Origin of the sequence: Flexivirga oryzae (genome assembly GCF_014190805.1) — a bacterium.
Classification (GTDB): domain Bacteria; phylum Actinomycetota; class Actinomycetes; order Actinomycetales; family Dermatophilaceae; genus Flexivirga; species Flexivirga oryzae.
Window position 1 is genome coordinate 656,493 of the sequence record NZ_JACHVQ010000001.1, and the last position, 25,740, is coordinate 682,232.

The window sequence follows — 25,740 nt, forward strand, 5'->3', positions numbered from 1 at the left end:
TTCAATGCCGGTCGCGCTCCCGTACCCGCAGCCCGCTGGCGATCAGCCGCCGGATGAGGATGCCGCCCGGCACCTCCGTCGCTCCCGCCGCGACCGCGTCGGCGTACCGCTCCTGCGGCAGGTCGTAGTGGTCGTGATCGAACAGCCGCGACGGTATGCCGAGAACCGTTGCGAACTCGTGCAGTTCGTCATACGACGCGTCGCTCACCACGTGCGACCACAACGTGCCGTGGGCCGGCCACTGCGGCGGATCGATGAGCACGGTCATGGACTGAGGTTAACTTGGGCCATGCGCACAGACACGGCGATGTATGGCGAGAAGTACCTCGCCCGCGTCGGCCTCACCGGCAGCATCCACCCCGACCGCGACCTGCTCGACGAGCTGCTGGGACGGCACGTCGCGACCATCCCGTTCGAGAACGTCGACAGCTACGCGCCCGCGGACGGCCGGCTCGGTGTGGCGTTGGCGACCGAGCAGCTCGCCGGCAAGCTGCTCGGCGCCGCCGACGGTGGGCCGCGCCGCGGCGGCTACTGCTTCGAGCACGCGGCGCTGCTGCGGCTGGTGCTGCCGGCATACGGCTTCGACGCCCGCACCGCCCTCGGTCGTGTGTACGTCGACCCCGCACTGGCACCCGGCCCGAAGACGCACAACGCCACGGTGGTGCGGTTGGGGGAGCGGGAGCTGCTCGTCGACCCCGGCTTCGGAGGTATGACGCCCACCGCGTCGCTCGACCTGTCCCCGACCGGGACACCGCAGCAGACCTCGCACGGCACCTACCGGGTGGTGCCGATGGCGGCAGCGGGCGTCGACGTGACGGCGGCGCCGGACCTGGACGTGATGCTGCAGACTCGGATGGACCGCGGCGGCGACACACAGTGGATCAACCTCTACGGGCTCGACCTCGGCCCGGTGGTGCTGCGGGACATCGAGGCGCTCAACTGGTACATCGCGACCGCACCGGTCTCGCCGTTCGTGCGGCGGTTCGCGGCGGCGCTCGCGCCGGAGGGGCGCCGGATCACCATTGCGGGCGCGGTGACTCGCTCCCGGGCGGTGGACGGGAGCAACGCCACGACGGAGACACCGCTGCACACGGTCGAGGATTTCGCGGGCGCGCTGCGCGCCGTCGGGGTCGACGCCGACACCGCGGCCATCGAGCGGGTGCGGGCCCGGCTCAGCGCGCCCGTTGACGGTTGAACCCGCCGTTGACGGCTGAACCCGCCGTTGACGGCTGAACCCGCCGTTGACCCCGCAATTGCGCCGTCAACGGCCATTTCGAGCGTCAACGGCGACGAAAGCCGCGCCCGGCTCAGCGCGGACCGTCGAGAGGGCTGACCAGCGGCAGGAACACCTGGTCGACGATCTCCTCCACATAGGCGCGGGACACCTTGCGCTGGGTGAGGATGATGCGTTGTCGCACCAGGTCGGCGGGGACCGCGAGCACCAGGTCGCTGAGGCGGTCGGGGTCGACCTCACCGCGTGCGATGGCCCGGTCGATGACGACGCGCATGCGTTGTGGGCGCCCGGCGACGTAGAGGTTGCGGATCTCCTCGGGGGTCATCCGCTCGGCCGAATGCATGATCGCCAGGTGCCCGCCGAGCAGGGCGAGGAACTGCACGACGGTGCGGTTCATGTCCAGCAGCATGCGGACCATGTCGTCGCGCAGGGAGCCGGTGTCGGGGATCGTGCGGCGGACCTTGGTGCCGCCATGCCGGATCGCGGCCTTCAGCAGCTGCTCCCGCTGCGGCCAGCGTCGGTAGAGCACCGGGCGGCTCGTCCCGGCGCGCGCGGCGACCGCCTCGTACGTGAAGTCGGACGTACCGCTGTCCAGCAGCTGCTCCCACGCGGCGTCCAGGATCGCCTCCTCCAGGGCGGCACCCCGGCGACGGACCGGTGTCTCCTTCTCGCTAAGACTCACTTGCGCATCTTATCGCGAAGGCGCATATTAGATACGTGACTGTATCCAATGCGTCGGCGGTGACCGCCGAGAACACCGCCGACCACCTCGACCGGCAGACCAGGCTGACCCTCGCGGTGCTCGTGCTCGGCGGCATCGCGGCGATCCTCGACACGACCGTCGTGACGATCGCCCTGCATGACCTGGTCATCGACCTGCAGACCACCGTCACGACGGTGCAGTGGGTGACGACGGCCTACCTGCTGGCGCTCACCGCGGTGATCCCTGCGGTCGGCTGGGCCGAGGCTCGCCTGGGTGGCAAGCGGCTGTGGGTGGCGGCCCTGACGACGTTCCTCGTCGGATCGACGCTCTGCGCGCTCGCCTGGAACCCGGTGAGTCTCATCGCGTTCCGAGTCCTGCAGGGCCTCGGCGCCGGAGTGCTGATGACCCTGATGATGACGCTCGCGATGCGTGCCGTGCGTGGCAAGGCGATGGCCCGGGTGACCGCGGCGATGAGCCTGCCGATGGCCGTCGGCCCGATCGTCGGCCCCGTCCTCGGCGGCACCCTGCTGGACTGGGCGGGCTGGCGGTGGATCTTCCTGATCAACCTGCCGCTCTGTCTGGCCGGCATCGTCGCGGCACTGCGCGTGCTGCCGGACGATGCGCCCACCCGCGACACGGCGCGCCCGACCCTCGACGCCGTCGGCCTCGGCCTGCTCGCGCCCGGCCTCGCCCTCACCGTCTACGGGCTGTCACGCTGCGGCGACAGCGGCGCGCCAGGAGGCGACGGTCTGACCGCCGTACTCGTGGCGGCGGGCCTCGGGCTGGTCGCGATCTTCGTCGGCTGGGCGCTGCGTCGGGGTGACGCCGCACTCATCCGGGTCGCGCTGTTCGCCCGCCGGTCGGTCGGATCCGCGTCGGTGATGATGTTCCTGGTCGGCATGACCCTGTACGGCAGCATGTTCCTGCTCCCGCTCTACTGGCAGCAGGCGCGTGGCGAGAGTGCGCTGGGTGCCGCCATACTCCTCATGCCGCAGGGTGTCGGCTCGTTGCTCAGCCGGGTCCTGGTCGCGCGACTGGTCGAGCGCTTCGGCGCACCGATCGTCTCGTGCGCGTCGTTCCTGCTCGCCGCGGTGGCCACCGCACCGTTCGCCTTCGCCGACACGACCACCAGCACCTGGTGGCTGGGTGCGGTGCTGTTCGTGCGCGGTCTCGGGTTGGGCGCGGTGATGGTGCCGATCATCTCCAGTGCGTATGTCGGACTCGAACCCACGCACGTCGCACATGCCTCGATGCAGACGCGGGCGCTGCAACAACTCGGCGGAGCGTTCGGTGTCGCGATCGGGGCGGTGCTGCTGCAGGCGCTCGCGGGGCACGGGCTGATCGGCGGGTTCCACACGGCATTCTGGGTGTTCACCGCGCTGGCGGTCCTCGCGTCGCTCGCGAGCTTCGCGCTGCCGGCCCGGGAGAAGGCGCCGGCACGCTGATCGATCATGTGCGACTTTGCTCACTTTGCGAGACGCAAGCCCACATGATGGGCGCTTTGGGGTCATGCTGTTGGCCATGCTCGATCACATGATGGCCTTCGACGTCACCCCGAAGGGGCGCGCCGCCAGCGAGCCGTTGCGCGAAGACATCCGACTGCTGGGCGGGATCCTCGGCGCGGTGATCCGTGACCAGGAGGGCCAGGACGTCCTCGACCTGGTCGAGGAGGCGCGCACCCGCGCCTTCGCGGTGCGCCGCCAGGAGGAGGACCGCGAGGAATTCGCCGCGATCTTCGACGGCCTGCCGACGGACAAGGCGATGAAGGTCGTGCGTGCCTTCAGCCTGTTCGCCCTGTTGGCGAACCTGGCCGAGGACCTGCACCGTGAGCGGCGTCGTGCGATGCACGTCGATGCGGGCGAACCGCCGATCGACGGTTCGCTGGCCGCTACGTTCCGCAAGCTGGACGCCGCGAAGCTGGACGACGCCACGGTCCGCGCCGCGCTGGGCGAGGCGACGGTGGTGCCGGTCATCACGGCACACCCGACCGAGACGCGACGCCGGACGGTCTTCCAGACCCAGTCGCGGATCAAGGAGGCGATGCGCCGCCGTGACCGCGGCACGCTCACCGATGCCCAGACCGCACAGGTGGAGCGGGTGATCCACCTGCAGATCCAGACCCTCTGGCAGACCGCACTGATCCGCAAGCGGCGGGTCGACATCACCGACGAGATCGAACTCGGGCTGCGCTGGTTCGACGCGTCGCTGTTCGAGGTGATGCCGCTGCTCAACGCGCGGGTGCGGGACGAGCTCGGGTCGCGGTACCCGTCCGCCGGTGTTGCGCAGGAGCCGGTGCTGCGGGCCGGTTCGTGGATCGGTGGCGACCGGGACGGCAACCCGAACGTCACACCGCAGGTCGTCGCGACCGCGAGCGGCCGCGCCGCGCAAACGGCGTTGCAGCACTACCTGCGCGAGCTGGAGGCGCTGGAGGACGAGTTCTCTTTCTCGGTGCGTATGTCGCCGTCGTCGGCGCAGCTGCTCGAGCTCGCCGCGCAGAACACCACCGACGACCGGTCGGACGAGCCCTACCGGCAGGTGATCCGGTGGATCCGCGGCCGGCTGTCGGCGACGCACAGTGAGTTCTTCGGTGACTGGTTCGAAGCCGCGGTCGAGGTGCCCGGCGCGACGGCATACACCACCCCGGACGAGCTGCTCGCGGACCTGGACGTGATGGACGCGGCGCTGCGCGGCGGCTCCGGTGCGCTGATCGCGGACGACCGGCTGCTCGGGTTGCGTGAAGCGGTGCGGACTTTCGGCTTCCACCTCTACGGGCTCGACCTGCGGCAGGACTCCGGCATCAACGAGGAGACGATCGCCGAGGTGTTCGCGTGGGCGGGGGTGCATCCGGACTACGCGTCGCTGGACGAGGACGCGCGCGTCGAATTGCTGACCGCGGAGCTGGCGAACCGGCGCCCGCTGGTCGGCTACGGTGCGGAGTTCAGCGAGCAGACGACCAAGGAGCTGGCGATCACCGCAGCCGCGGCGCGGTCGGTGCGCACGTTCGGTCCGGAGGCGATCCCGAACCACGTGATCAGCATGTGCACCTCGGTGTCGGACATGCTGGAGACCGCGGTGCTGCTGAAAGAGGCGGGCCTGCTCGATCCGGGTGTGGGCGGGTCGGGTGCCACCTGCTCGGTCAACATCGTGCCGCTCTTCGAAACCATTGAGGATCTGCAGGTTTCGGCCACGACGATGCGTGCGGCGCTCGCGGTGCCGGCGTACCGGCAGCTGGTGGACAGCAAGGACGGGCTGCAGGAGGTGATGCTCGGCTACAGCGACTCCAACAAGGACGGCGGCTACATGGCGGCCAACTGGGCGCTGTACCGGGCGGAGCTGGACCTGGTCGAAGTGGCCCGCGAGACCGGGATCCGGTTGCGGCTGTTCCACGGTCGCGGCGGCACCGTCGGTCGTGGCGGCGGCCCGAGCTACGAGGCCATCCTCGCGCAGCCCCCGGGCGCGGTGCGCGGCTCGCTGCGGCTCACCGAGCAGGGCGAGATCATCGCGGCGAAGTATGCCGAGGCGCCGCTCGCGACACGCAACCTGGAGACGCTGCTCGCCGCGACGCTCGAGGCGTCCCTGCTGGACGTCGAAGGGCTCGGTGACGACACCGACGAGGCGTACGCCGCGATGGACGAGATCGCTGCATTGGCAAGGGAATCCTACTCGGACCTGGTGCACCGGACGGACGGCTTCGTGGAGTACTTCACCACGTCGACGCCGGTGGGGGAGATCGGTGCCCTGAACATCGGCTCCCGTCCGTCGTCGCGCCGCGCCACCACGAAGATCAGTGACCTGCGGGCGATCCCGTGGGTGATGTCCTGGTCGCTGTCGCGGGTGATGCTGCCCGGCTGGTACGGCACCGGCAGTGCATTGCAGCAATGGGTCGGGGACGACGAGGCGCGCCTGAAGCGACTGCGTGACTACTACGAGCGGTGGCCGTTCTTCCAGACGGTCATGTCGAACCTCGCGCAGGTGATGGCGAAGTCGGATCTGGGGATCGCGGAGCGCTATTCGCGGCTGGTCGAGGACGAGTCCCTCCGGGAGCGGGTGTTCTCCAAGCTCGTCGAGGAGCACCGGCGGACGCTGCAGATGTTCGCCCGGGTGACCGGCCGCGACGACCTGCTGTGGGACAACGACAACCTGAAACGCTCTGTTTTCAACCGTTTCCCCTACCTGGAGCCGCTCAACCACCTGCAGGTCGAGTTCCTGCAGCGCTACCGCAACGGCGACGAGGACCCCCAGGTGCAGCGCGGTATCCTGCTCACCATGAACGGCCTGGCCACCGCCCTGCGCAACTCCGGTTAGCAGCCCGCGCCGGCCGAGCTTGTCGAGGTCCCGGCGTCGGCCGAGCGACCTGTCGCGTTGGCCGAGCTTGTCGAGGTCCCCGCGCCGGCCGAGCCACCTATCGCGTCGGCCGAGCAACCTACCGCGTCGGCCGAGCAACCTACCGCTGGCCGAGCTTGTCGAGGTGCCGGCGTCGGCCGAGCGACCTATCGCGTTGGCCGAGCTCGTCGAGGTCCCCGCGTCGGCCGAGCGACCTATCGCGCTGGCCGAGCTTGTCGAGGTCCGGATTGGTGCCACCGCGGGGCGGCGGTGACACCAATCCGGGGATCTGGGCGGGTCAGCTCGTGGGGACGAGCTTCCCGACGGAGTTGATCTCGTTCACGTCGGAGCCCTCGAGCCACGACCACGGTGCGGTGAAGTAGCCCTGGTTGCCCCAGTTGCTGCCCCAGCTGTTCTCGATCTCGACGCCGTTCTGGTTGTAGCCCACGATCGTCACCTCGTGGCCGCCCAGGTTCGACTCGCCCGGTGACGGGTCGTAGTTGTAGTTGCCGGCGTCGAGGTCCTCGAAGCTGCTGCGCACGGTGAAGCCGATGGCGACGGGCAGCCCGGAGGCGATGGACTCCTCGACGGCCTCCCGCCGGTTGCTGGAGTTCGTCAGGTCGGTGTAGCCGGAAAGCCTGTAGCCCGAGGCGTTCTGGCGCTCGTTCCAGGTCGGCTGGGTGGTGTAGTCGTAGTTGCCCTGCCAGTAGTCCGACTGGGTGTCGATGCCCTGCGCCTGCTCCATGGGCAGCGCGACCGACGCCCAGGTGCCGTTGTCGTGGCCCTGTGCGATCTGCGAGTAGATGCACATCGGGGCCATCGGGCTGCCGCTGATGCCCTGCTCGTTCATCAGGACGCCGTAGGCGGTGTATCCGGTCGCCCACGCCACGCAGGAGCCGACCTGGCCCTGGTCCCCGGGTTGCAGGGCGTACTGCTTGAGGCTGTATGACGCCGGCGCCTGCTGCATCGCACGCAGCACCTTGGGCCGGCCGACGGTCCGCACACCGCGGTGGGCGACGGACTTCTCGTAGGCCTTCGCGGCCGCCACGTCGAAGCCGTACCCGTGGTGCGAGGAGCTGGAGATGTGCTGGTGCTGGGTGGGCACCGACGCATGTGCACCGCCCGGGGCGCTGAACACGCTCAGTGCGGTAACCGTGGAGAGTGCGAGTGCAACTGTTGTTTTGTGCACGGGGTGGACCCTTCTGGCATCGGTGAATTCGGGATGCCGGGCGGTTGTGCCATCCGGCGCCGATAAGCATTGAGCTCACAAACGGAATCGACAATGGTCTTTGTCGAAATTTGACGGTGACAAGAACATTAACTTACGTTAGAGGCGTTGGTAAATGGCGTCACTATTCGCTTATGTGTCAGGTGCGCAAATGCGACATACAGATTTCTTAGACAGGTCCACGATGCATGGAAACATGAGTTTTTTCAGTATGTTTCATCCATTTCCGAGGAGGTCGGAAACGAACTGCGAGAACCGGTGGTATGACGAATCCATCCGAGGATGGAGCACATGTGACACCTGGCACATTGTCGCCGAAGAATGGCGAATTCGGGCCGGAACCGACGATTAATCGGTGGTGTGCAGATTGAACCATCCGCGCGCATTTGCTTAGAGCGCCAATTGAAATCTGGATTGCGCGCCGGTGGCCTCCATCATGCGGGACACGTGCCGGATGACGGTGCGCCGGCTGACGCCCAGGTTGCGGGCGATCGCGTCGTCGGTCGAGCCGACCGACAGGTACTGCAGGATCGACCACTCGAAGGGCCCGATCTCGCGGTCCGCCGGGTCGGCCGGCACCTCGATCGGCCGGGCGATCGACCAGCAGATCTCGAACGTGGACAGCAGGAACCGGATCAGGCTCTGGTGTCTGATCAGGAGCGCCGTGTGGTGGTCGTCGACGTCGCGCGCGGTGAGGGAGACGACGGCGGTCTCGTCGTCGACCACCAGCATCTTGGCGGGCACGTTGGCCATCACCCGGGCGTCCTCGCCGGCGGCGATGCACGGGATGACGTTGCCCTCGTAGCGGCCGGGCGCGGTGAGTGCGTCGCGCGCGTAGACGACGCGATAGGTCACGCCGGCGGCAAGGCTGCGCATCTCCATCGGATTGTCGAAGGACGTGTCACGGTACGGCGGGGTGTCGAAGACCTTGACCTGCCGGCGGGCGCCCGCCTCGATGCGGGCGACCACGCTGATGACCTCGTCGTCGCGGAGTACCTCGACCCGTGCCTCCGGTCCCGTGGTCGGTTTGGTGCGTTCGTAGCGCCGGAAGCGGGTGGTGGCTTCCCGTGCGGCATGGCTCAGCCGGGCGTTCATGCTGGCCACGAGCGCGTCGATGCCCCGCGCGGGATCGAGCGGGACGAGCACGTCCTCGCTCGTCTCCACCAGATCGAAGAGTGCCAACTCGGTTGCCGACCGGGCGATCTCGGTGATCGGGGAGCCGGTGCGTTGCGCGAGATCGTCGGGGCAGCGCGGTCCGTCGTCCAGCAGCGTGCAATAGAGCTTCGCTGCGAGCGGGCTCACCCCGAGGCGGACGAGTTCGTCCGACAGCGTGTCGGCCTCGGGCGACGCGTCGGTCATCAGTGCCCCGTTCCGGTGGCCGGCAGTTCGATCGCCGCAGCGATGGTAGCGGCCTGGCGATCACCGATGTGGCGTAAAAGTGACACTGGCATGAATATGCCGTTCCTGGGGCGTGCGGTCGACACCACGGTCGCGAGCGCGGCACCGGCCGACCCGGGCAGCGGACCGGACGACAACGCCCTCGCGATGGCCGGGCGACCTACTGAACGAGCGGTTCTTGACGCCGCGATTTCGGCAGGCGGACGCTTGAACGTCGAGGACAATTCCCGTCCGCGATGCCCTGCGAGAGTTCGAGGTGAGCCTCGTGTATGCATCGAACAACAATGCGTTTCTGATCAACAACTGCGAGTATCTGGAGAACCTCAGCGTCCTGCTCGAGGTGACCGAGGACGTCGCGACGACCGACAACGGAGGCTGGAGTTTCCAGCTCAACTGCTACCCACCTCCGGGTGAGTACTGCCAGACCAGCAACGTCAACTGGATGCAATACATCGTCTATGTGATGGACGGCCAGTTGCGTTACGAGATCCAGTACTGGGCGATCGGAGCGTCCACCTGGCCCACCGGCTACACGCCGGTGCAAGGGACCAGCCCGTGGCTGCCGTGCTGGCCGAACGACTACTACCTGTCCGGCTCGTTCGCGAGCATCGACGGGGACACGCTGCCGCGTCAGTCGCAGCTGCAGATCGCCCTGACCACCAACAGGTATGGCGGAGTCACCAAGGCCACGTTCACCTATACCGACCCGGACGGCGCTGTGCACTCGACCGAGAACGACCTGCCGGCCGTCCACCCGATCGACGCGTGCACGTTGAACCTGGTCGGCCCGGGTGGCGGGACGGGCTCGAATTTCACTCAGGGACTGCTGAATTCGCGCGGCATCATCTACTACACCATCTCCTCCGGTCAGCTTGCGGTGCAGAGTGGCGGAGCCGGTGCGGCCTGCGGTGAGGTCGGCGGGTGGACCGCCGAGACGTCCAACATGACGTATTCGGACATCTCGGGCGCGCCGGGCAGCACGGTGACCCAGATCCTGCAGCAGCCGGTGGACTGCTCGCTGAACGACCTGTTCGCGAACAACGCCGAGAAGCTGGAACCGCTGCGCCGGGTGCGCGACCAGCAGGTCGCACCGCACCCCGCGGGGCAGTGGCTGGTGGAGCTGCTCGACAAGCACGCCGCAGATCTGTCGGTGCTGCTCACCGCCCGCGACAGCGGCTTCCGGGAGCGGGTGCGCGGGCTGCTGGAGCGCGCCGCCCGGTCGGCCGAAGCCGGTGAACCGATCGAGCCCGCCGCGGTCGACGAGGGCCTGAAAGCCTTGCGGGAGAAGGCGATCGACCTGCCCGCGTCGATGGCTCCCGCACGCGCCGCGCTCGAGACGGTGCTGGAGTCGGTCCGCGGCCGCACCCTGCAGGACGGGCTGCGGGAGGCGAGCCGGACGATCCGTCCCACCTCGCAGCCCAAGCGCGGCCCCTGCGCCGGCTGCGGGCAGTGCCGCTGCCAGGAGCTGGAGGAACGCGTCGTGGCCCTCGAAGCCGCGGTCGCTCGGCTGACGTCGGCCGGGTGACGCCGAGGACGCCATACCGACGCAGTCACCAGGCGGCGAGCGGTACCACCTCGCCCGTCGCCCGGTCGTGCGCGTCGAGCAGGTGCCCGATCCGCTTGACCGAGCGGATGTGCACGATGCGCTCGCACACCTCCACCTGCGGGATCGCACCCACCAGGCTGCGCTCGAAGGACTCGGCATCGGACGGTCCGGCGAACCACATGGTCGCCACCAGGTTGGTGCGGTCGACCACGGCGGCCGCGAGCCGGCAGGTGGACATCCCGGCCAAAGTGGTGCCGGCGTCGTGGATCGCGGTGACGGGCACCCGCAGCAGGTAGGTGACCTGCACGGCGGGCCCGACGATGGGTGTCGCCAGCTCGCAACGCAATTCGATCACGCCGTCGTCGAGGAGCCGCTGGATCCGTCGCCGCGCGGTCGGGGCACTGGTCTCGCAGTGCGCCGCGAGTTCGGCCCACCCGATGCGGGCGTCGACCACCATCGTGGCGATCAGCGCGCGGTCGAGGTCGTCCAGCCGGACGGTGCGCTGTGTGCGGCTGCCATGTGGGACCCCGCCGCCCAGGTGACGCACCTGCTGTGCGTCCAACGCACGCACCTGCCAGCGGGATCCCTCGGTGTAGATGGTCGTGATCGGCAGCGGCACGGTCATCGCGATCCCGGGAATGCCACCGAGCCGGTCGGCGAGGTAGCTGCGCAGCTCCTCCAGGTCGCGGACCAGCACGTCCAGCAGCAGCTGGTGCCGGCCCATGGTGCGGGCGATGGTCGCGACCTCCGGCTCCTGCGCCAGCCGGGCCGCAACCTCGGCGGGGTCGCCGCTGCAGGTGACCAGCACGAAGCCCGAGGTGATCTCCTGTCCGCGCCGCTGCCCGACGGTTACGCCGATCCAGGCCAGGCGCCGGTCCTGCAGCGACTTCCACCGGCGCGCCGCCGTCGCCGGGGTGACGCCCACCGCCGGCCCGATCCTGCACGGCCTGCTGGTCACCCTCGAACTCACCGCCCTGTCGATGCTGATCGGCATCACGCTCGGGGTGCTGCTGGCCGTGATGCGTATGTCGGACAACCCGGTCAGCCGGAGCGTCGCATGGCTTTACATCAGCGTCTTCCGTGGCACGCCCGTCCTGGTGCAGCTGATCTTCTGGTTCAACCTGTCGGCGCTCTTCCCGCACGTGACCCTCGGGGTGCCGTTCGGCCCGCCACTGCTGTTGGTCAACATCAACGCGCTGATCACACCCTTCGTCGCCGCGGTCCTCGGGCTCGGTCTGAACGAGGGCGCCTACATGGCCGAGATCGTGCGCTCCGGGATCCTGTCGGTCTCCGACGGGCAGCGTGAGGCGTCGTCCGCGCTCGGCCTGAGCCGGCGTCAGACGATGCGACGGATCGTGCTCCCGCAGGCGATGCGGGTGATCATCCCGCGCACCGGGAATCAGACCGTCGGAATGCTGAAGATGACCTCGATCGTCTCGGTGATCGCACTGTCCGAGCTGCTCTACTCCGCGCAGGCGATCTATACCCAGACGTACCAGACGATTCCGCTGCTCATCGTGGTCAGCATCTGGTACTTCGTGGTCACCACCGTGCTCACGTTCGGGCAGAGCGTGATCGAGCGCCGCTACTCCCACGGGGTGGCAGCGACGCGGCACACCCCGTGGCTGCAGTTGCTGCGAACCAACCTCAACCCGCTGCGAAAGGCGAACTCATGACGCAGACAGCGCACCCACGAGGGAGTATGCCGGCAGCCTCGTCGGAACCCGTCGTGCGGATGGAGTCGGTGGTCAAGTCGTTCGGCGCCAACCGCGTCCTCAAGGGCGTGTCGCTGGAGGTCGCGCCGGGTGAGGTGACCTGTCTGATCGGTCCGTCCGGATCGGGCAAGTCCACCCTGCTGCGGTGCATCAACCACCTGGAGACGATCGACGGCGGCCGCATCTGGGTGCGCGGCCAGCTGATGGGCTACCGCGAGCACCACGGCAAGCTGCACGAGCTGCGTGAGAAGGAGATCCTGGCGCAGCGGTCCGACATCGGCATGGTCTTCCAGCACTTCAACCTCTTCCCGCACATGTCCGTGCTGGAGAACCTCATCGAAGCACCCGTGCTGCTGGGCCGATGCTCCCGCCCCGAGGCCGTCTCCCGGGCCGAGAACCTGCTGCGCACAGTGGGACTCGCGGACAAACGGAACGCCTACCCCGGCTCCTTGTCGGGCGGACAGCAACAGCGCGTCGCCATCGCCCGGGCGCTCGCGATGCAGCCCTCACTGATGCTCTTCGACGAGCCGACGTCGGCACTCGACCCCGAGCTGGTCGGCGAGGTGCTCGACGTGATGAAGTCCCTCGCGCGCAGCGGGATGACCATGGTGGTGGTGACCCACGAGATCGGCTTCGCCCGTGAAGTGGGCGACACGTTGGCGTTCATGGACGGCGGGGTCATCGTCGAGGCCGGCGACCCGCGCGCGATGATCGCGGACCCGCAGCACCCGCGGACCCGGGCCTTCCTGGCCCAGGTGCTGTGAGCGCCGCGTTGCCGGTCACCGGCACGGCGGAGGCGCAGCTGCTCGCCGAGGTCGACCGGTGGGGCGCCGAGGTCGTCGGGCTGAGCCACGGCCTACACCGGGAGCCGGAGCTCGGTCTGGCCGAATTCCGCTCTCGGGACAAGGTTTCCCGGTTGTTGCGGTCCGCCGGGTTCGCGGTGCAGAGCCCGGTGGGTGGCCTGGAGACTGCCCTGGTCGGCAGCTTCGGCAGCGGCGAACTGGTGATCGCGCTCTGTGCGGAGTATGACGCCCTACCGGGCATCGGCCACGCCTGCGGGCACAACGTGAACGGCGCCGCGAGTGTCGGTGCGGCGCTCGGACTCGCCGCGGTGGCCGATGAACTCGACCTCACCGTCCTGCTGATCGGCACACCCGCGGAGGAGACGATCGGCGGCAAGGTGCAACTGCTCGACGCGGGCGTCTTCGACGGGGTCCACGCGGCGATGATGGTGCACGCCAGTGCCGCCGACGAGATCGCCGGGTCGTCATACGCGCTCGGTGTCTGGGACGTGGAGTATGCCGGGCAGCCCGCGCACGCCGCGGTGGCGCCCTGGCACGGGGTGAACGCCGCGGACGCGGTGACGCTCGCCTATCAGGCGGTCGGGCTGCTGCGACAGCAGCTTCGCTGTGACCAGTTGGTGTCCTTCGTGATTCACGAGGCTGGGCGGGCGCCGAACGTGATCCCGGCCTCGGCCCGGGCAACGGTCGAGTTGCGGGCACGCACCGTGGTGGAGCTACGCGAGCTGCAGGAAGCGGTGCGGCACTGCCTGGACGCGGGCGCGATGGCGACCGGCGCACAGCTGCAACTCACGCCGCGCGGCAACGACTTCGCCGAGCCGCGTCAGGACACCGCGATGACCCGGCTGTATGCCGAGGCGATGTCCGAACTCGGCCGGACCCCAGTCGATCTCGCCGGTAAGCCATGCGCGTCCACCGACATGGGCAACGTGTCGCACGTGGTCCCGAGCATCCAGCCGATGATCGGGTATGACGTGGCCGGCGCCATACATCACACACCGCAGTTCGCGCAGCACGGCGTCTCTGCGTCGGCGGACCGGGCGGTGCTCGACGGGGCACGCGGCCTCGCACTCGTCGGCGCGCGCCTGGCACAGGACCCGGCGCAGCGTCACCGCCTCATGCACACCTCACACACTTCGGGAAAGGCCAGCAGATGAACCTCCGTAAACACTCGATCCGAACAGCCCTGATCGCAACCAGTGCAGCGGTTCTCGCCACGAGCTGCACGGCGTGCGGAGCGATCTCGCGACCGGGCGACTCGTCCGCGGCAGCAGGCCCCGCGTCGGCCGCGACGAATGCGGTAGCGGTGCAGGACGCATCGGCGCCGCTCGCCCACCGGTTGCCGGCAGCGATCCGGAAGAAGGGCTACGTGACGGTGGCGACCAACCCGGGCTACCCGCCGTTCGAGACGCTGAGCTCGGATCAGCACACCATCGTCGGGCTGGATCCAGATATCCTGCAGGCGATTGCGCACCAGCTGGGCATCACGGCGAAGTTCCAGCAGGCCGGGTTCGACTCGATCATCCCCGGGCTGCAGGCGGGACGCTACGACATGGCGATGTCCGGCATGACCGACACGACGCAACGGGAGAAGCAGGTGCAGTTCGTGGACTACTTCCTGGTCGGCGGCGGCATCCTGATGGCCAAGGGGACCCGGCCGCGAAACAACCGATGACCCAGACGCTGTGCGGCCGGAAGGTCGCGGTCGGCGTGGGCACGATCATCGCGACGTTGAGCAAGAAGGCGTCGGCGCAGTGCCAGGCGGACGGCAAGCAGGCGATCGAGCTGAAGAACTACCCGTCGGTGTCCGCGGCCGTCCTGGGACTGAGCGCGCAGCGGATCGGGTACGTGTGGACCGACAGCGTCTCCGCCGCTACCCAGGCCGAGAAGAGCAACGGGCAGTTCGTGTCGGTGTCGGACGGCACGGAGGCCGAGCCGAGCGGGATCGCCTTCCCCAAGGACGCCACCGGGCTGAGCTCGGCGTTCCGGGCCGGCCTGCAGGCGATCATCGACAACGGCACCTACCGGCGCATCCTGGCCAAGTACGGCCTGACCAGCGGCGCCGTCACGAAGGCCGAGGTCAACGGTGCCGTCGGCTGAGCGCGCAGGCACCACGCTGGTCCTGCTCGGCACCGGCGGCGGTCCGCTGTCCGCCGGAGCACGGTACGTCCCCGGCCGCAGCGGACCGGCGAGCCTGGTCACGGTCGGGAAGCGAACCTTCCTGGTCGACGCCGGCCCGGGCACCGTGCGCCGCCTCGGGCAGGCCGGGGTATCGGTGGACCGGCTCGCCGGTGTCTTCGTGACCCATGCGCACTCCGATCACATCGCCGACCTGTTCGCGATGTTCCTGCTGAGCAATCCGGGAGGGACGATGGGTGAATTCACCACGCCCGTGCCGATTTTCGGGCCGGGACCGTCGGAGGAGCTTCCTACAACGTATGACGGCAAACGGGTGCCGATCATCAACCGGGAGCGGCCCGCGCCGGGGATCGCGGAGTTCCTGGAGTTGCAGCAGCAGGCGTTCCGCTACGACATCAACGTGCGCAACGTCGAGCAGTCGCCGACAGCAGTGGACTATCCGGCGCTGTTCGACGTGCGCGAGATCCGGGTGCCTCCGGCCTGCCGTGCGAGCCCCACGAATCCTGCTCCGCGGATGTCGCCGTTCGTGGTTCTGGATGACGAGGAGGTGACGGTCAGCGCCACCCTCGTCGCGCACGCGCCGGTCTTCCCGTCATTCGCGTTCCGGTTCGACACCCCGGGTGGGTCGGTGACCTTCTCCGGTGACACGGGGGAGAGCGCCAACCTCGTCGAGCTGGCGCGTGGCACCGACCTGCTGGTGCACGAGGTGGTCGACGTGGACCACTACGCGCGCACCTCGGGCGGGTCAGCGTCGGTGATCGATTTCATGCGCCGGTCGCACACGACACCCGAGGGAGTCGGCCGGGTCGCGGCGTCGGGGGCGCGGTCGGTGGTGCTCAGCCACCTGTTGCCGGGGGATCCGGGCGAGGTCACGCCGGAGCAATGGTGTGCGCGGGTCGCGTCGGAGTATGACGGGCCGGTGAGCGTCGGGGAGGACCTCGCGACGTACGAGGTCGGCACCGCCTGAGCGACCGCTCGACGGGCGATCGGGTAGGGCCGACCCGGCGTCGACCCACGGTGGCCCACGTCCCGATCATTACATGGGCGACACGCGCAGTCCAGTCACGGGTTTCACGGGTGAGATTCTGTTTCAAAGAGTTTCGATGCGAAGTGATCGAAAAGCGTTGTGCGGCAACGTTTTCAACTCGATTTGTGTCAACACCTGCGATTGAGGGTAATGTCGTGGATGCGAAAAGAGTTCACCCGGAACGACTTTCATCACACGGACATCGCTGAGCTGTGTGCTTGGGTGTTGTTGGTCCGGACTGAGCAACACACACCCGTCAAGGCCGTCTCGGGAGGCACCCAGTGTGGGACTTCATTGTCGACCGCCGTGATCAGCTGCTGATCAACGGCTGGAATCACGCCTACCTGGTGATCCTCGCGGTGATCTTCGCGACCGTGATCGCCGTCGTGCTGGCGGTGATCGTGACGCGATTGCCGAAGCTGGAGCCGCTGGCCAACGCGGTGAGCGCGATCGGGTTGACCATCCCGTCGTTCGCGCTGATCGGGCTGCTGCTGCCGCTGACCGGCCTCGGTGACGTGACCGCGCTGGTCGCCGTCACCTTCTATGCGGTGCTGCCGATCCTGCGTAACGCGATCGTGGGGTTGCAGGGCGTCGACGCCACCCTGATCGAGTCGGCGCGCGGCATGGGCATGAGCGAGCCGATGACGCTCATCCGGATCAAGGTCCCGTTGGCCTGGCCGGTCATCCTCAGCGGCATACGGGTGTCGCTGCAGATGTCGATGGGGATCGCGGCGATCGCGGCATACGTGCTCGGACCCGGTCTCGGTGCCTGGATCTTCCAGGGGCTGGCCCAGGTCGGTGGCAAGAACGCCGTCAACTACGCGCTCACTGCGACGATCGGCATCGTCGTGCTGGCGCTCATCCTCGACCTCTTGCTGCTCCTGCTCGGGCGGCTGACCACCTCAAAGGGAGTGCGTGTCTGATGACAACTTTGGAGTCCGCGGCCAAGAGCGACGAGTCCGTCAGCGGTGCCGAGATCTGCTTGGACGGTGTCAGCAAGGTCTACCCGGGGCAGAAGGCCCCGGCGGTCGACAACATCAGCCTGACGGTGCCGGCCGGTGAGATCGTGATGTTCGTCGGGCCGTCCGGGTGTGGCAAGACGACCACGCTGAAGATGATCAACCGGTTGATCGAGCCCTCGTCGGGCACGATCAGCATCGGCGGCGAGGACATCCGGGGCAAGAAGGTGGACGAGCTGCGCCGGACGATCGGTTACGTCATACAGGGCGGCAGTCTTTTCCCGCACATGTCGGTCGCGAAGAACATCTCGATCGTGCCCAAGCTGCTCGGCTGGGACTCCTCGCGGATCAAGGACCGCGTCGACGAGCTGCTCGACCTGGTCGGGCTCGACCCGGCGAAGTACCGCAGTCGCTACCCGCGGGAGCTGTCCGGTGGGCAGCAGCAGCGTGTCGGCGTCGCGCGCGGGCTGGCGGCGGACCCGCCGGTGATCCTGATGGACGAGCCGTTCGGTGCGGTCGACCCGATCACCCGGCAGCGGTTGCAGGACGAGATGCTGTCGATCCAGCGCGAGCTGCGCAAGACGATCGTCTGCGTCACGCACGACATCGACGAGGCCATCAAGATGGGCGACCGGGTGCTGATCCTGCAGGAGGGTGCACACGTCGCGCAGTACGACACCCCGGAGGTGGTGCTGAGCAGCCCGGCGAACGAGTTCGCGCAGGACTTCGTCGGTGCCGGGTCGTCGCTGAAACGGCTGAGCCTGGCGCGGATCGGCGACCTCGAGCTGAAGTCGGCGACCACGGCGGTGCTCGGCGAGGACGCCGCCGAGGTGAAGAAGCGTGCGGAGGCGAACAAGGACCGTTCGGTGATCGTGCTCGACGAGCGGAAGCGTCCGCTGGGCTGGCCGTGGCTGCGCCAGCTGAAGGGTTCGACGATCGTCGACCCGCAGCAGGACCTGGTCAACCTCGACTCGCGCGCGACCCTCAACGACGCGCTCGACACGATGCTGGTCAGCGGCCACGGCGGCGCCGTCGTCACCGGTGACCGCGACGCCTACCTCGGCGTGGTGGACTTCAAGACCGTCACCGACTTCATCGAGGAGATGCAGCGGGAGGCGGAGGCCGAGACCTCCTCGGCACCCTCGGCGGACAGCGATGAGAATCCGGCGGCGCGGATCTCGATCGCGCCGACCGACGAGGAGCTCGAGAAGGCGAGCGAGTCATGAGTGAGCGCAGCGAGCGACAAAGGGCTCAGGGGAAGGACGCGATCCGACGGAGGAGGAGAGAGTCATGAGTCTTGATGTCGATCCCGGGCTGACCGAACAACTGGCAGCCAAGGAGGCGACCGGCAAGAAGCGCGGCCGGCTGAGCGGCAGCAGCGCGATCGAGCTGTTCGGCATCCCGGTGCTGGTGATCGTCGGCTTCCTGCTCTACGTGTGGTGGCGGCAGACCGCCACGCTCGACTCGATCGAGGCCAGCTCGCTGAACTGGACCGAGGTGCGCCTGGAGGTCTGGCAGCACATCAAACTCACCGTCGTCGCGTCGGTGATCGTGGTGCTGATCGCGGTGCCGCTCGGCATCGCGCTGACCCGCCCGCGGATCAAGGTGCTGGCACCGGCCGTGGTGGGTGTCGCCAACGCCGGGCAGGCCGCGCCGTCGATCGGGTTGATCGTGCTGCTGTTCATGTGGCTGTCCGGCTGGTCCGGTTTCTGGGTGGCGATCCTCGCGCTCGCGCTCTACGGGATCCTGCCGGTGCTGCGCAACACCATCACCGGCATCCAGGGCGTCGACCCGACGCTGGTGGAGGCCGGCCGCGGGCTCGGCTGGTCCAACGCCACGGTCCTGCTGCGGGTCGAGCTGCCGCTGGCGCTGCCGGTGATCATGGCCGGCGTGCGCACCTCTCTGGTGCTGGTCGTCGGCACGGCGGCCCTGGCCACGTTCATCAACGCCGGCGGCATGGGCGGCATGCTCACCGCCGGGATCACGCTCTACCGCTACCCGGTGATGGTGGCCGGCGCCGTGCTGATCGCGCTGCTCGCCCTGCTCGTGGAGTGGGTCGGCCGCGTCCTGGAGCTGCTGGTCCGTCCGAAGGGAATCTGATGCGACTCGCCTCCCGTCATACCGCAGAGGTGGCCGAGCTCCACGAGGTCACACGTAGCACGACACGGCCCCGGCGACGCCGCGCGCTCGTGGCGCTCGCTGGTGCTGCCGCGGTCGCGTTCACCACGACCGGGTGCCTGGGGTTGGGCACCGCGGGTGGGTACGTGCCGTCCGCCGAGTTGGCCGGTGCCCTGTCCCAGACGAAACCCCTTGATGGTGCGTCGATCTCGATCGGTTCGAAGAACTTCACCGAGAACATCCTGCTCGGCAAGATGGCGATCATCCTGCTGAAGTCCGATGGCGCGAAGGTGAAGGACCTGACCAACATCCCCGGCTCGGCGTCCGCGCGGCAGGCGATGCTGGACGGGCAGATCGACGCGATGTGGGAATACACCGGCACCGGCTGGATCACCTACCTCGGGCACGAGAACCCGATCCCCAACTCGCACAAGCAGTATGTCGCCGTCCGCGACGAGGACGAGAAGAAGAACCACCTCGTCTGGCTGCCGCCGGCGCCGATGAACAACACCTACGGCTTCGCGATCACCCAGAAGGTCGCGAAGAAGTTCAACATCACCAAGCTGTCCCAGCTGTCGAAAGTGCCGAAGTCGCAGCGCACCTTCTGCGTCGAGTCCGAGCTGATCAACCGGCCGGACGGGCTGAAGGGCATGTTGAAGAAGTATGACGTGCCGCTGGGCAGCGGGGTCCCGCGCAGCAACCTGCGGGTCTACCAGACGGGTGCGATCTACGACGCGACCGCGCACGGCAAGTGTAACTTCGGTGAGGTGTTCACCACCGACGGCCGCATCGTGGCGCTGCACCTGAAGGTGCTGGCCGACGACCGGAACTTCTTCCCGAAGTACAACGTGTCGTTCGTCGTGCAGGACAGCATGATGAAGAAGTACCCGCAGATCGCGAAACTCTTTGCGCCCGTGAGCAAGAAGCTCACCAACCCTGTGCTGCTGAAGCTGAACGCCGCGGTCGACGTCGACGGCAAGGAGCCCGCCGACGTCGCCTACGACTGGCTGAAGAAGGAAGGCTTCATCAAGTAGCCCACGCGATGGTTGAGTAGGTCGGGGGAGCGCACACCCCCCGCGATGGTTGAGTAGTAGGTCGGGCGAGCGCACACCCCCCGCGATGGTTGAGTAGGTCGGGCGAGCGAACTTCCCCCGCGGTGGTTGAGTAGGTCGGGGGAGCGCATTCCCCGCGCGATGGTTGAGTAGGTCGGGGGAGCGCACTCCCCCCGCGATGGTTGAGTAGGTCGGGGGAGCGCACTCCCCCCGCGATGGTTGAGTAGGTCGGGGGAGCGCAGCGGAGGAGACCGTATCGAAACCCGCGCGCCTCCCCCCGCGATGGTTGAGTAGGTCGGGGGAGCGCAGCGGAGGAGACCGTATCGAAACCCGAGCGCCCCTCACCCGTACCAGTAGCGATCCTGCACGGACCCGTCACCACCGGTGAACCACACCTCCATGCTGGTCGGGATTCGTGAGACCGCAGCGACACCACTGCCCGGTGACGCGCTCCCCGCGGGCGCGAGCTCGAAGCTCTGCCAGGTCGCGGTGTCGTACCAGAAGTGGTCCCGCACAGCGCCGTTCGGTGCGACGTACCAGAGCTCCATGCTGCCGTCGATCCGTGACGTCGCAGCCACACCGGTGGAGAGGGACGCGCTCCCGCCCGGCGCGAGTTCGAAGCCCTGCCAGGTGCCGGTGTCGTACCAGTACCGGTCTTGTATCGACCCGTTGGCGCCGACGTACCAGACCTCCATGCTGCCGGGGATGCGGGAGACAGCGGTGATGCCGCCGGTCAGTGAGGCGCTGCCGCCCGGCGCGAGTTCGAAGCCCTGCCAGGTGCCGGTGTCGTACCAATACCGGTCTTGGATCGACCCGTTGGCGCCGACGTACCAGACCTCCATGCTGCCGGGAATGCGGGAGACGGCGGTGATGCCGCCGGTCAGTGAGGCGCTGCCGCCCGGCGCGAGTTCGAAGCCCTGCCAGGTGCCGGTGTCGTACCAATACCGGTCTTGGATCGACCCGTTGGCGCCGACGTACCAGACCTCCATGCTGCCGGGAATGCGGGACACCGCCGCGATGCCCCCGGACGTGGCCGCGGAGCCGGGCGGCGCGAGTTCGTAGCGACCCCACGTGGCGCCGTCATACCAATAGGCGCCCTGTACGGACCCGTTCGGGGCGACCCACCACAGCTCCATGCTGCCGGGGATGCGGGAGACGGCGGCGATCCGGCTGGTGGTCGCCGCGCTCCCGGCGGGCGCGAGTTCGAACCCCTGCCAGGTGGCGTTGTCGTACCAATACCGGTCCTGTATCGAGCCGTTCGGGGCGACCCACCACAGCTCCATGCTGCCCGGGATCCGGGACACGGCGGCGATGCCGTGCGCGGCCGCGCTGCCGGCCGGGGAGAGGGCGAAGCCCCGCCACGGTGGTGCGTTGCGGGTGATGGTCACCGAGTAGGTCTCGAGGTCGACGCTGGTGAGGCTGCGGCCGTCCACCCAGATGTCGGTGGTGTCGCCTTTCGCCGGATCACCAGCGGGGCCACCGGGATTCGTGGGGCTTGCGATGGCGCTGGAGAAGTCGACTGGGGTGAAGGCGGGCAGCGAGGTGTCGGGCTCGCCGGAGTTGGGGGCTTCCATGATCCACTCGACGCTGTTGCCGGACATGGTCGCTCCGGGTGGGGGATCGAGCGTGATGTTGAAGTAGTGCCCACGGGTGACGTTGCCGAACATGATGAAGCCCTTGCCGTCCCGGTAGTGGGCGCCGGCGAACACCTCGTCGCCGGGCTGAACCTCCATGTTGTCGATGTTCGTCTGGTAGATGTATCCGGGCGATCCTTGCACCTTCGGTGCGTACCACTCGTACCACGCGACGTACGTGGTGGATCCGTTCCGAGCCACGGACTGTTGCACGCCGGCCTGGAGCACGTCGTTCGAGCCGTAGGTGCCGTCGATGCCGACCCATGAGGAGGAGTCCCAGCCGCCGTCGGTGCCTGCCGGGGTTTCGGGGATGCTCACCGTCGGCACCCGCCAGATGCCGACGGCGTCGGCCCAGGTGCCCGAGATGGTGCTGCCGGCCCAGTTGTTCGAGGTGTATGCCATGTCCGCACGTTCGACGGTCGGCGTCAGCAGGTGCGTGAGGCCGGGCTGCGGGGAGAGGTGGGGAACGATCAGTGCGTCGGCCGGCCATCGTGTTGTCGTGATGCGCTCGCGCAGTGCGCGCGCGGCCGGTGTGTCGGTCGGCAGCGCCAGCTGATCCAAAATCGTTGTCGCGTGGTCGTGTTGGGTGAGATGGGCCTGCGTCGCGACGAGCGCGTGCACGCCTGCGAGGTTGGTCGCCTGCAGTCGGGTGTCCGGTCCGGCCATCGCTGCCTCCAAGGCTCGTTTCGGGCGATGAACAGAAGGAGGAAGCGACTGGTCGCCGTGATACGTGTGGTCTCACGCGCAACTGCGTGGTCCATCGCGCAGGAGCAGGGTTGGGACTCGATCTACGACGCCGAGTACTTGGCGCTGGCCAGACTGCAGAGAGAAGTCAGCCGAACGTCGCGACCAGCCAGCGCAGGTCGGTCTCGGCGTCGTGCCGCTCGCGTGCTTCATGGGTGAACAACTCTTCGGTCTTGGTCAGCAGCAGGCTGTAGGGCCGGCCCGTCCGTTCGGTGGTGTGCGAGACCGGTAGGCCAAGGCTGGTGATGTGCGACTCGATGTGCTGCCGACGCCGTTCTGCCATCGGCCATCTCAGGGCGCGATCCGTGCGTGATCCCAAGAATTTCGCGAAGTCCGCACAGTCGGCGCAGCCACATCCGGACCACGCGATCGACCAGTCGTCCGCTGCTCGCGTCGGCTGTGCCAGGCGTCGCACGGTGCGCTCCCAGCACTCCTTCGCAAGGGCATCGGTCACCGCCGATGGAGTGTCCGCACAAGAGCGAATCGCCGTCAGCAGCAACGGATCGGCACGTTCGTCGAGCCCGCGTAGGAGATCGAGGATGTAGCTCACTTCCTGTGCCGGAAATACTTCGAGCGTGCATGCCACCGACGGGCCGAGGCCGGCGAGTGCGCTGCCCCGCTGTCCAGGGTGTCGTTGCCCCATCGTGGGTGGGATGCGCTGCCAGAGCCACTGCCACATGCGCTCGGCGAGTTGCTCTGCGATCGGCGCTGCACTGGCGTCGGTGAGCGCCCGGCAGACTGGCGTGAAGTCGCCGGTGATCCACTCCAGGCGGTCGCGGCCACCATAGGAGGACGGAGGATCCCAGCGGTCGAGCAGCGCTGCCCACCACGTCTCGCCATACTGCGTGACGACGGACGTGAGCAGTTCTACATCTCTCTCGGAGAGAGCTTCCAGCTCATACGACGCGAGGATCACGGTTGCCGCGCCCGGGTCGCGGATCTGGGACGCCAACTTCAGCGCCGCTCGCAGATCCGCGAGGCCGGCCCGGGACCAGAAGTGCTCCATCGACAAAGCATCGGCGCGAGCGCCGACGAGATCGCCGGTCTTGATCTTGCGTTGCACGGCGCGCAGCGCCCACGTCGGGTCTGCCTCTGCGCGGTTGGCGAACGCCTTGTCCTTCGGCCAGACGACAACGGCTGCGCGGTGATACCAGCGGTCGACGGTGTTGCCGTAATTGCCCATGTAGCCCTCGTACTCGGACTCGTATGGCGTCAGCGCGGCCGACGGTGTTGCCGCGCAGACCTGGTCACCGTACAGGGCGAGCTGGATCTTCTCTCCGCGGGACGCACCGGGTGTGATCCACCAGCCGAGGAAGACCTCTTCGTCGATGACGTCGCCGACGGTAACGTCCGCACCCTCATCCTCCCCGTCTTCGTCGAATTCCCCGTCGTACCAATTGCTTTGCCATCCAGTGTCCGGGACGGCATCGCGCGTCTCGTGAACATCCGCCTGCGCGAACAGGCACTCGCATCCAGCCTGGGACGCGGCTGCGCGCAACAACTTCACCTGCTCCGCGTCGGCGCCCTTGAAGCGGCCGGCGGCCAGACCTCGCTGGGTGTACTCGTGGTCGAGCAGGAACGCCAGCCTGGTGGGCGTGCCGAGGTCGCGGTCGTCGTACGGGCGGCGGACCGGGGTGGTGAAGTGGTCGGTGAGCAGATTCGCGGCTCGCGAGACCGGCTCGCTCGATGAGGGTTCGGTGGGCAGCGTCGCAAGCAGGTTGAAGGTGAGGCTGATGCGGTGGCCGGACCGCACTCGCCGCACTTCGTGCCGGCGGTCGGCGTAGAAAGCGACCAGGGTCAACTCGTCGCGGGATGACCGGTAGATCCGCTCCTTGCCGCGGTCGTCGACAACCAGCTCTCCGCCGGTGTGGATGGAGGGGAGCGACACGACGAGGGTCGCGACCATCTCGTCGTGCTTCTCGGAGTCCTGGTGCGGCAGGAAGAACTGGCCCTTGCCGTAGACGAGCATCGAGTGGAGTTCGGCGCGCAGCTGAGCGCCCGGCGTCAGGCCGAGCTCGTCACGGAAGACGTCGAGGACCCGCCCGAGCTGGCGTTCCCACTGGTCTCCGCCGAGGCGCACCTGATCGGGCGTCAACTCCCAGGTGTCGCGGATCGCGCTGTCGTGCAGCGTTTCCTCGCCCTGGCCGAACGCCGCCGGCCGTGCGACAGCGATCAACTTCTTGGCCTGCGCAGCGCGGATCGGGAAGGTGAGTTCGCCGACCTCGCCGACGTCCACACGGAGTGCGTCGCTGCGCAAACGGGCCAGGGCGCTGTCTGTGGGCGTGTCGTGCGCTCCGGCGAGGAGTCGAACCAACAGATTACGTGGGGTTGTGGGCATGAGGCTCCAGGTCGAACGGATTGATGACGGTGATGCCGGCAGCTTCGAACGGGCTGACGTCACGGGTGGCGACGGTGAACTTTCGCCAATCGGCAATGGCTGCGACGAGTGCGTCGAAATCGCCGATCGCGCGGCCATCGGCTCGCGCCTTCGCGCGGAGCATCCCGTAGGCGGATGCTGCTGGCTCGTCGAAGGCCAGCACGCGGTCGCGGAACCGCGGGAGGACTTCGCGGTCGAACCTGCGCGCCAGGGTCGATCTCCGCCTCCCCGCCGGCAATGCAGCGATGCCGCAGCGGATTTCGGCCAGGCAGATCGTGGTCAGGTACAGGGTTTCGATCGCCTGGGCGTCGAGCCAGGCCACCACCGATGGCGACGGCTCTCGACGCAACGGCTCAGACAGAACGTTGGTGTCGAGAATGATCACGTCAGGTCCAGCGGCTCGCGTGGTGTCCTGTCCCGTTCGACCGGGAAGTCCACTCCGCCGCTCTCAGCGCCGATCGAGGCGAGTAGCGTTCCGAGCCGCTCGCCCCCGGCGGTGGCTTCGTCGAGGATCGCGCGCACTTCCGCCTCGGTGCTTCGGCCATGCGCTGCGGCTCGTGCTTTCAGGGCTCGGTGAGTTTCCCCGGACAGGTTTCGGATCGTTATGGCAGACATGACGCCTCACTTCCATTGATATCACTCTGGGCAGATGATATCAGGATGGATTCTGCTCTCGCCTGGACGATTGCTCGGCTCGGGGGGAGGCGGCTCATGGGCTGTTCGCTTGGTAGCGGGACGCGTCG

Annotated in this window: 23 protein-coding genes; 14 read left to right on the plus strand and 9 right to left on the minus strand. The window is 68.0% G+C overall.

All coding sequences use genetic code 11. From position 1 onward, the window contains the following. Position 1 precedes the first annotated feature (1 nt). Complete coding sequence (locus FHU39_RS03020; protein ID WP_183318862.1) at positions 2-268, minus strand: DUF4031 domain-containing protein; 267 nt, start codon at positions 266-268, stop codon at positions 2-4. Positions 269-289: 21 nt separating this feature from the next. Here FHU39_RS03020 and FHU39_RS03025 point away from each other — a divergent pair, with 21 nt between their 5' ends. Next, complete coding sequence (locus FHU39_RS03025) at positions 290-1,195, plus strand: arylamine N-acetyltransferase family protein (protein ID WP_183318864.1); 906 nt, start codon at positions 290-292, stop codon at positions 1,193-1,195. Positions 1,196-1,307: 112 nt separating this feature from the next. Here the strand turns inward: FHU39_RS03025 and FHU39_RS03030 are convergent, their stop codons facing one another. Continuing rightward, the gene (locus FHU39_RS03030) at positions 1,308-1,916 is read right to left on the minus strand and encodes a TetR/AcrR family transcriptional regulator C-terminal ligand-binding domain-containing protein (protein WP_183318866.1); all 609 of its coding nucleotides are present in this window, start codon (positions 1,914-1,916) and stop codon (positions 1,308-1,310) included. Positions 1,917-1,951: 35 nt separating this feature from the next. Between FHU39_RS03030 and FHU39_RS03035 the strand changes: the two genes are divergently transcribed. After that, positions 1,952-3,382, plus strand: coding sequence for a DHA2 family efflux MFS transporter permease subunit (locus tag FHU39_RS03035; RefSeq protein ID WP_343065716.1), 1,431 nt, complete (start codon positions 1,952-1,954; stop codon positions 3,380-3,382). Between the two features lie 76 nt (positions 3,383-3,458). Then, positions 3,459-6,242, plus strand: coding sequence for a phosphoenolpyruvate carboxylase (ppc, locus tag FHU39_RS03040; RefSeq protein ID WP_246336147.1), 2,784 nt, complete (start codon positions 3,459-3,461; stop codon positions 6,240-6,242). A 316-nt stretch (positions 6,243-6,558) separates the two neighbouring features. Here ppc and FHU39_RS03045 read toward each other — a convergent pair whose 3' ends face one another. Together FHU39_RS03045 and FHU39_RS03050 are read right to left on the minus strand one after the other, a co-directional pair. Then, on the minus strand, positions 6,559-7,449 hold the full coding sequence (locus tag FHU39_RS03045) for a C1 family peptidase (protein ID WP_221185104.1): 891 nt from the start codon (positions 7,447-7,449) through the stop codon (positions 6,559-6,561). Between the two features lie 429 nt (positions 7,450-7,878). Then, positions 7,879-8,847: a helix-turn-helix domain-containing protein gene (locus tag FHU39_RS03050; protein ID WP_183318870.1), complete on the minus strand. Its 969-nt coding sequence runs from the start codon at positions 8,845-8,847 to the stop codon at positions 7,879-7,881. Between the two features lie 304 nt (positions 8,848-9,151). Between FHU39_RS03050 and FHU39_RS03055 the strand changes: the two genes are divergently transcribed. After that, positions 9,152-10,411, plus strand: coding sequence for a hypothetical protein (locus tag FHU39_RS03055; RefSeq protein ID WP_183318872.1), 1,260 nt, complete (start codon positions 9,152-9,154; stop codon positions 10,409-10,411). 25 nt (positions 10,412-10,436) lie between these two features. On the opposite strand, the gene FHU39_RS03060 is transcribed toward FHU39_RS03055, so the two are convergent. After that, positions 10,437-11,357, minus strand: a complete 921-nt coding sequence (locus tag FHU39_RS03060) for an AsnC family transcriptional regulator (RefSeq protein ID WP_343065717.1) — start codon at positions 11,355-11,357, stop codon at positions 10,437-10,439. On the opposite strand from FHU39_RS03060, the gene FHU39_RS03065 reads away from it, so the two are divergent. The 10 genes from FHU39_RS03065 to FHU39_RS03110 all read left to right on the plus strand — a co-directional run bounded on the left by FHU39_RS03065 (position 11,347) and on the right by FHU39_RS03110 (position 20,224). Then, positions 11,347-12,108 (plus strand): amino acid ABC transporter permease, encoded by a 762-nt coding sequence (locus FHU39_RS03065; RefSeq protein WP_343065718.1) that lies wholly within the window; start codon positions 11,347-11,349, stop codon positions 12,106-12,108. The two genes, FHU39_RS03060 and FHU39_RS03065, sit on opposite strands and share 11 nt — an antisense overlap. Next, positions 12,105-12,911 (plus strand): amino acid ABC transporter ATP-binding protein, encoded by an 807-nt coding sequence (locus tag FHU39_RS03070; RefSeq protein ID WP_183318880.1) that lies wholly within the window; start codon positions 12,105-12,107, stop codon positions 12,909-12,911. The genes FHU39_RS03065 and FHU39_RS03070 overlap by 4 nt, the downstream gene beginning before the upstream one ends. Then, the gene (locus FHU39_RS03075; protein ID WP_221185105.1) at positions 12,908-14,104 is read left to right on the plus strand and encodes a M20 family metallopeptidase; all 1,197 of its coding nucleotides are present in this window, start codon (positions 12,908-12,910) and stop codon (positions 14,102-14,104) included. The genes FHU39_RS03070 and FHU39_RS03075 overlap by 4 nt, the downstream gene beginning before the upstream one ends. Positions 14,105-14,253: 149 nt before the next feature. Beyond that, entirely contained in the window at positions 14,254-14,622 is a 369-nt protein-coding gene (locus FHU39_RS24600) for a transporter substrate-binding domain-containing protein (protein WP_183318882.1), read from the plus strand. Next, complete coding sequence (locus tag FHU39_RS24605) at positions 14,619-15,047, plus strand: type 2 periplasmic-binding domain-containing protein (protein WP_183318883.1); 429 nt, start codon at positions 14,619-14,621, stop codon at positions 15,045-15,047. Before FHU39_RS24600 ends, FHU39_RS24605 begins: the two co-directional genes overlap by 4 nt. Beyond that, the gene (locus tag FHU39_RS03090; protein ID WP_183318885.1) at positions 15,034-16,053 is read left to right on the plus strand and encodes an MBL fold metallo-hydrolase; all 1,020 of its coding nucleotides are present in this window, start codon (positions 15,034-15,036) and stop codon (positions 16,051-16,053) included. Before FHU39_RS24605 ends, FHU39_RS03090 begins: the two co-directional genes overlap by 14 nt. A 341-nt stretch (positions 16,054-16,394) precedes the next feature. Beyond that, positions 16,395-17,036, plus strand: coding sequence for an ABC transporter permease subunit (locus tag FHU39_RS03095; protein ID WP_183318887.1), 642 nt, complete (start codon positions 16,395-16,397; stop codon positions 17,034-17,036). Further along, positions 17,036-18,298, plus strand: coding sequence for an ABC transporter ATP-binding protein (locus tag FHU39_RS03100; protein WP_183318889.1), 1,263 nt, complete (start codon positions 17,036-17,038; stop codon positions 18,296-18,298). The genes FHU39_RS03095 and FHU39_RS03100 overlap by 1 nt, the downstream gene beginning before the upstream one ends. Before the next feature lie 64 nt (positions 18,299-18,362). Further along, positions 18,363-19,172, plus strand: a complete 810-nt coding sequence (locus tag FHU39_RS03105; protein ID WP_183318890.1) for an ABC transporter permease — start codon at positions 18,363-18,365, stop codon at positions 19,170-19,172. Continuing rightward, positions 19,172-20,224, plus strand: a complete 1,053-nt coding sequence (locus tag FHU39_RS03110; protein WP_183318893.1) for a glycine betaine ABC transporter substrate-binding protein — start codon at positions 19,172-19,174, stop codon at positions 20,222-20,224. The genes FHU39_RS03105 and FHU39_RS03110 overlap by 1 nt, the downstream gene beginning before the upstream one ends. 359 nt (positions 20,225-20,583) lie before the next feature. On the opposite strand, the gene FHU39_RS03115 is transcribed toward FHU39_RS03110, so the two are convergent. The 4 genes from FHU39_RS03115 to FHU39_RS25170 all read right to left on the minus strand — a co-directional run bounded on the left by FHU39_RS03115 (position 20,584) and on the right by FHU39_RS25170 (position 25,612). After that, the gene (locus FHU39_RS03115; RefSeq protein WP_183318895.1) at positions 20,584-22,542 is read right to left on the minus strand and encodes a G1 family glutamic endopeptidase; all 1,959 of its coding nucleotides are present in this window, start codon (positions 22,540-22,542) and stop codon (positions 20,584-20,586) included. 166 nt (positions 22,543-22,708) lie between these two features. Next, positions 22,709-24,958 (minus strand): 2OG-Fe(II) oxygenase, encoded by a 2,250-nt coding sequence (locus FHU39_RS03120; protein ID WP_183318897.1) that lies wholly within the window; start codon positions 24,956-24,958, stop codon positions 22,709-22,711. After that, a complete protein-coding gene (locus tag FHU39_RS03125; protein ID WP_183318899.1) occupies positions 24,939-25,382 on the minus strand; it encodes a PIN domain-containing protein in 444 nt (147 codons plus the stop codon). The genes FHU39_RS03120 and FHU39_RS03125 overlap by 20 nt, the downstream gene beginning before the upstream one ends. Then, positions 25,379-25,612, minus strand: coding sequence for a FitA-like ribbon-helix-helix domain-containing protein (locus tag FHU39_RS25170; protein ID WP_183318901.1), 234 nt, complete (start codon positions 25,610-25,612; stop codon positions 25,379-25,381). The genes FHU39_RS03125 and FHU39_RS25170 overlap by 4 nt, the downstream gene beginning before the upstream one ends. Positions 25,613-25,740 lie beyond the last annotated feature (128 nt).

What these genes read in the sequence shown, in the direction of transcription:
- FHU39_RS03110 (WP_183318893.1), top strand. Translation starts at nt 19,172, where the DNA reads ATGCGACTCGCCTCCCGTCATACCGCAGAGGTGGCCGAGCTCCACGAG.
- FHU39_RS03115 (WP_183318895.1), bottom strand. Translation starts at nt 22,542, where the DNA reads ATGGCCGGACCGGACACCCGACTGCAGGCGACCAACCTCGCAGGCGTG.
- FHU39_RS03070 (WP_183318880.1), top strand. Translation starts at nt 12,105, where the DNA reads ATGACGCAGACAGCGCACCCACGAGGGAGTATGCCGGCAGCCTCGTCG.
- ppc (WP_246336147.1), top strand. Translation starts at nt 3,459, where the DNA reads ATGCTCGATCACATGATGGCCTTCGACGTCACCCCGAAGGGGCGCGCC.
- FHU39_RS03105 (WP_183318890.1), top strand. Translation starts at nt 18,363, where the DNA reads ATGAGTCTTGATGTCGATCCCGGGCTGACCGAACAACTGGCAGCCAAG.
- FHU39_RS03100 (WP_183318889.1), top strand. Translation starts at nt 17,036, where the DNA reads ATGACAACTTTGGAGTCCGCGGCCAAGAGCGACGAGTCCGTCAGCGGT.
- FHU39_RS03120 (WP_183318897.1), bottom strand. Translation starts at nt 24,958, where the DNA reads ATGCCCACAACCCCACGTAATCTGTTGGTTCGACTCCTCGCCGGAGCG.
- FHU39_RS24605 (WP_183318883.1), top strand. Translation starts at nt 14,619, where the DNA reads ATGACCCAGACGCTGTGCGGCCGGAAGGTCGCGGTCGGCGTGGGCACG.
- FHU39_RS03020 (WP_183318862.1), bottom strand. Translation starts at nt 268, where the DNA reads ATGACCGTGCTCATCGATCCGCCGCAGTGGCCGGCCCACGGCACGTTG.
- FHU39_RS03025 (WP_183318864.1), top strand. Translation starts at nt 290, where the DNA reads ATGCGCACAGACACGGCGATGTATGGCGAGAAGTACCTCGCCCGCGTC.
- FHU39_RS03050 (WP_183318870.1), bottom strand. Translation starts at nt 8,847, where the DNA reads ATGACCGACGCGTCGCCCGAGGCCGACACGCTGTCGGACGAACTCGTC.
- FHU39_RS25170 (WP_183318901.1), bottom strand. Translation starts at nt 25,612, where the DNA reads ATGTCTGCCATAACGATCCGAAACCTGTCCGGGGAAACTCACCGAGCC.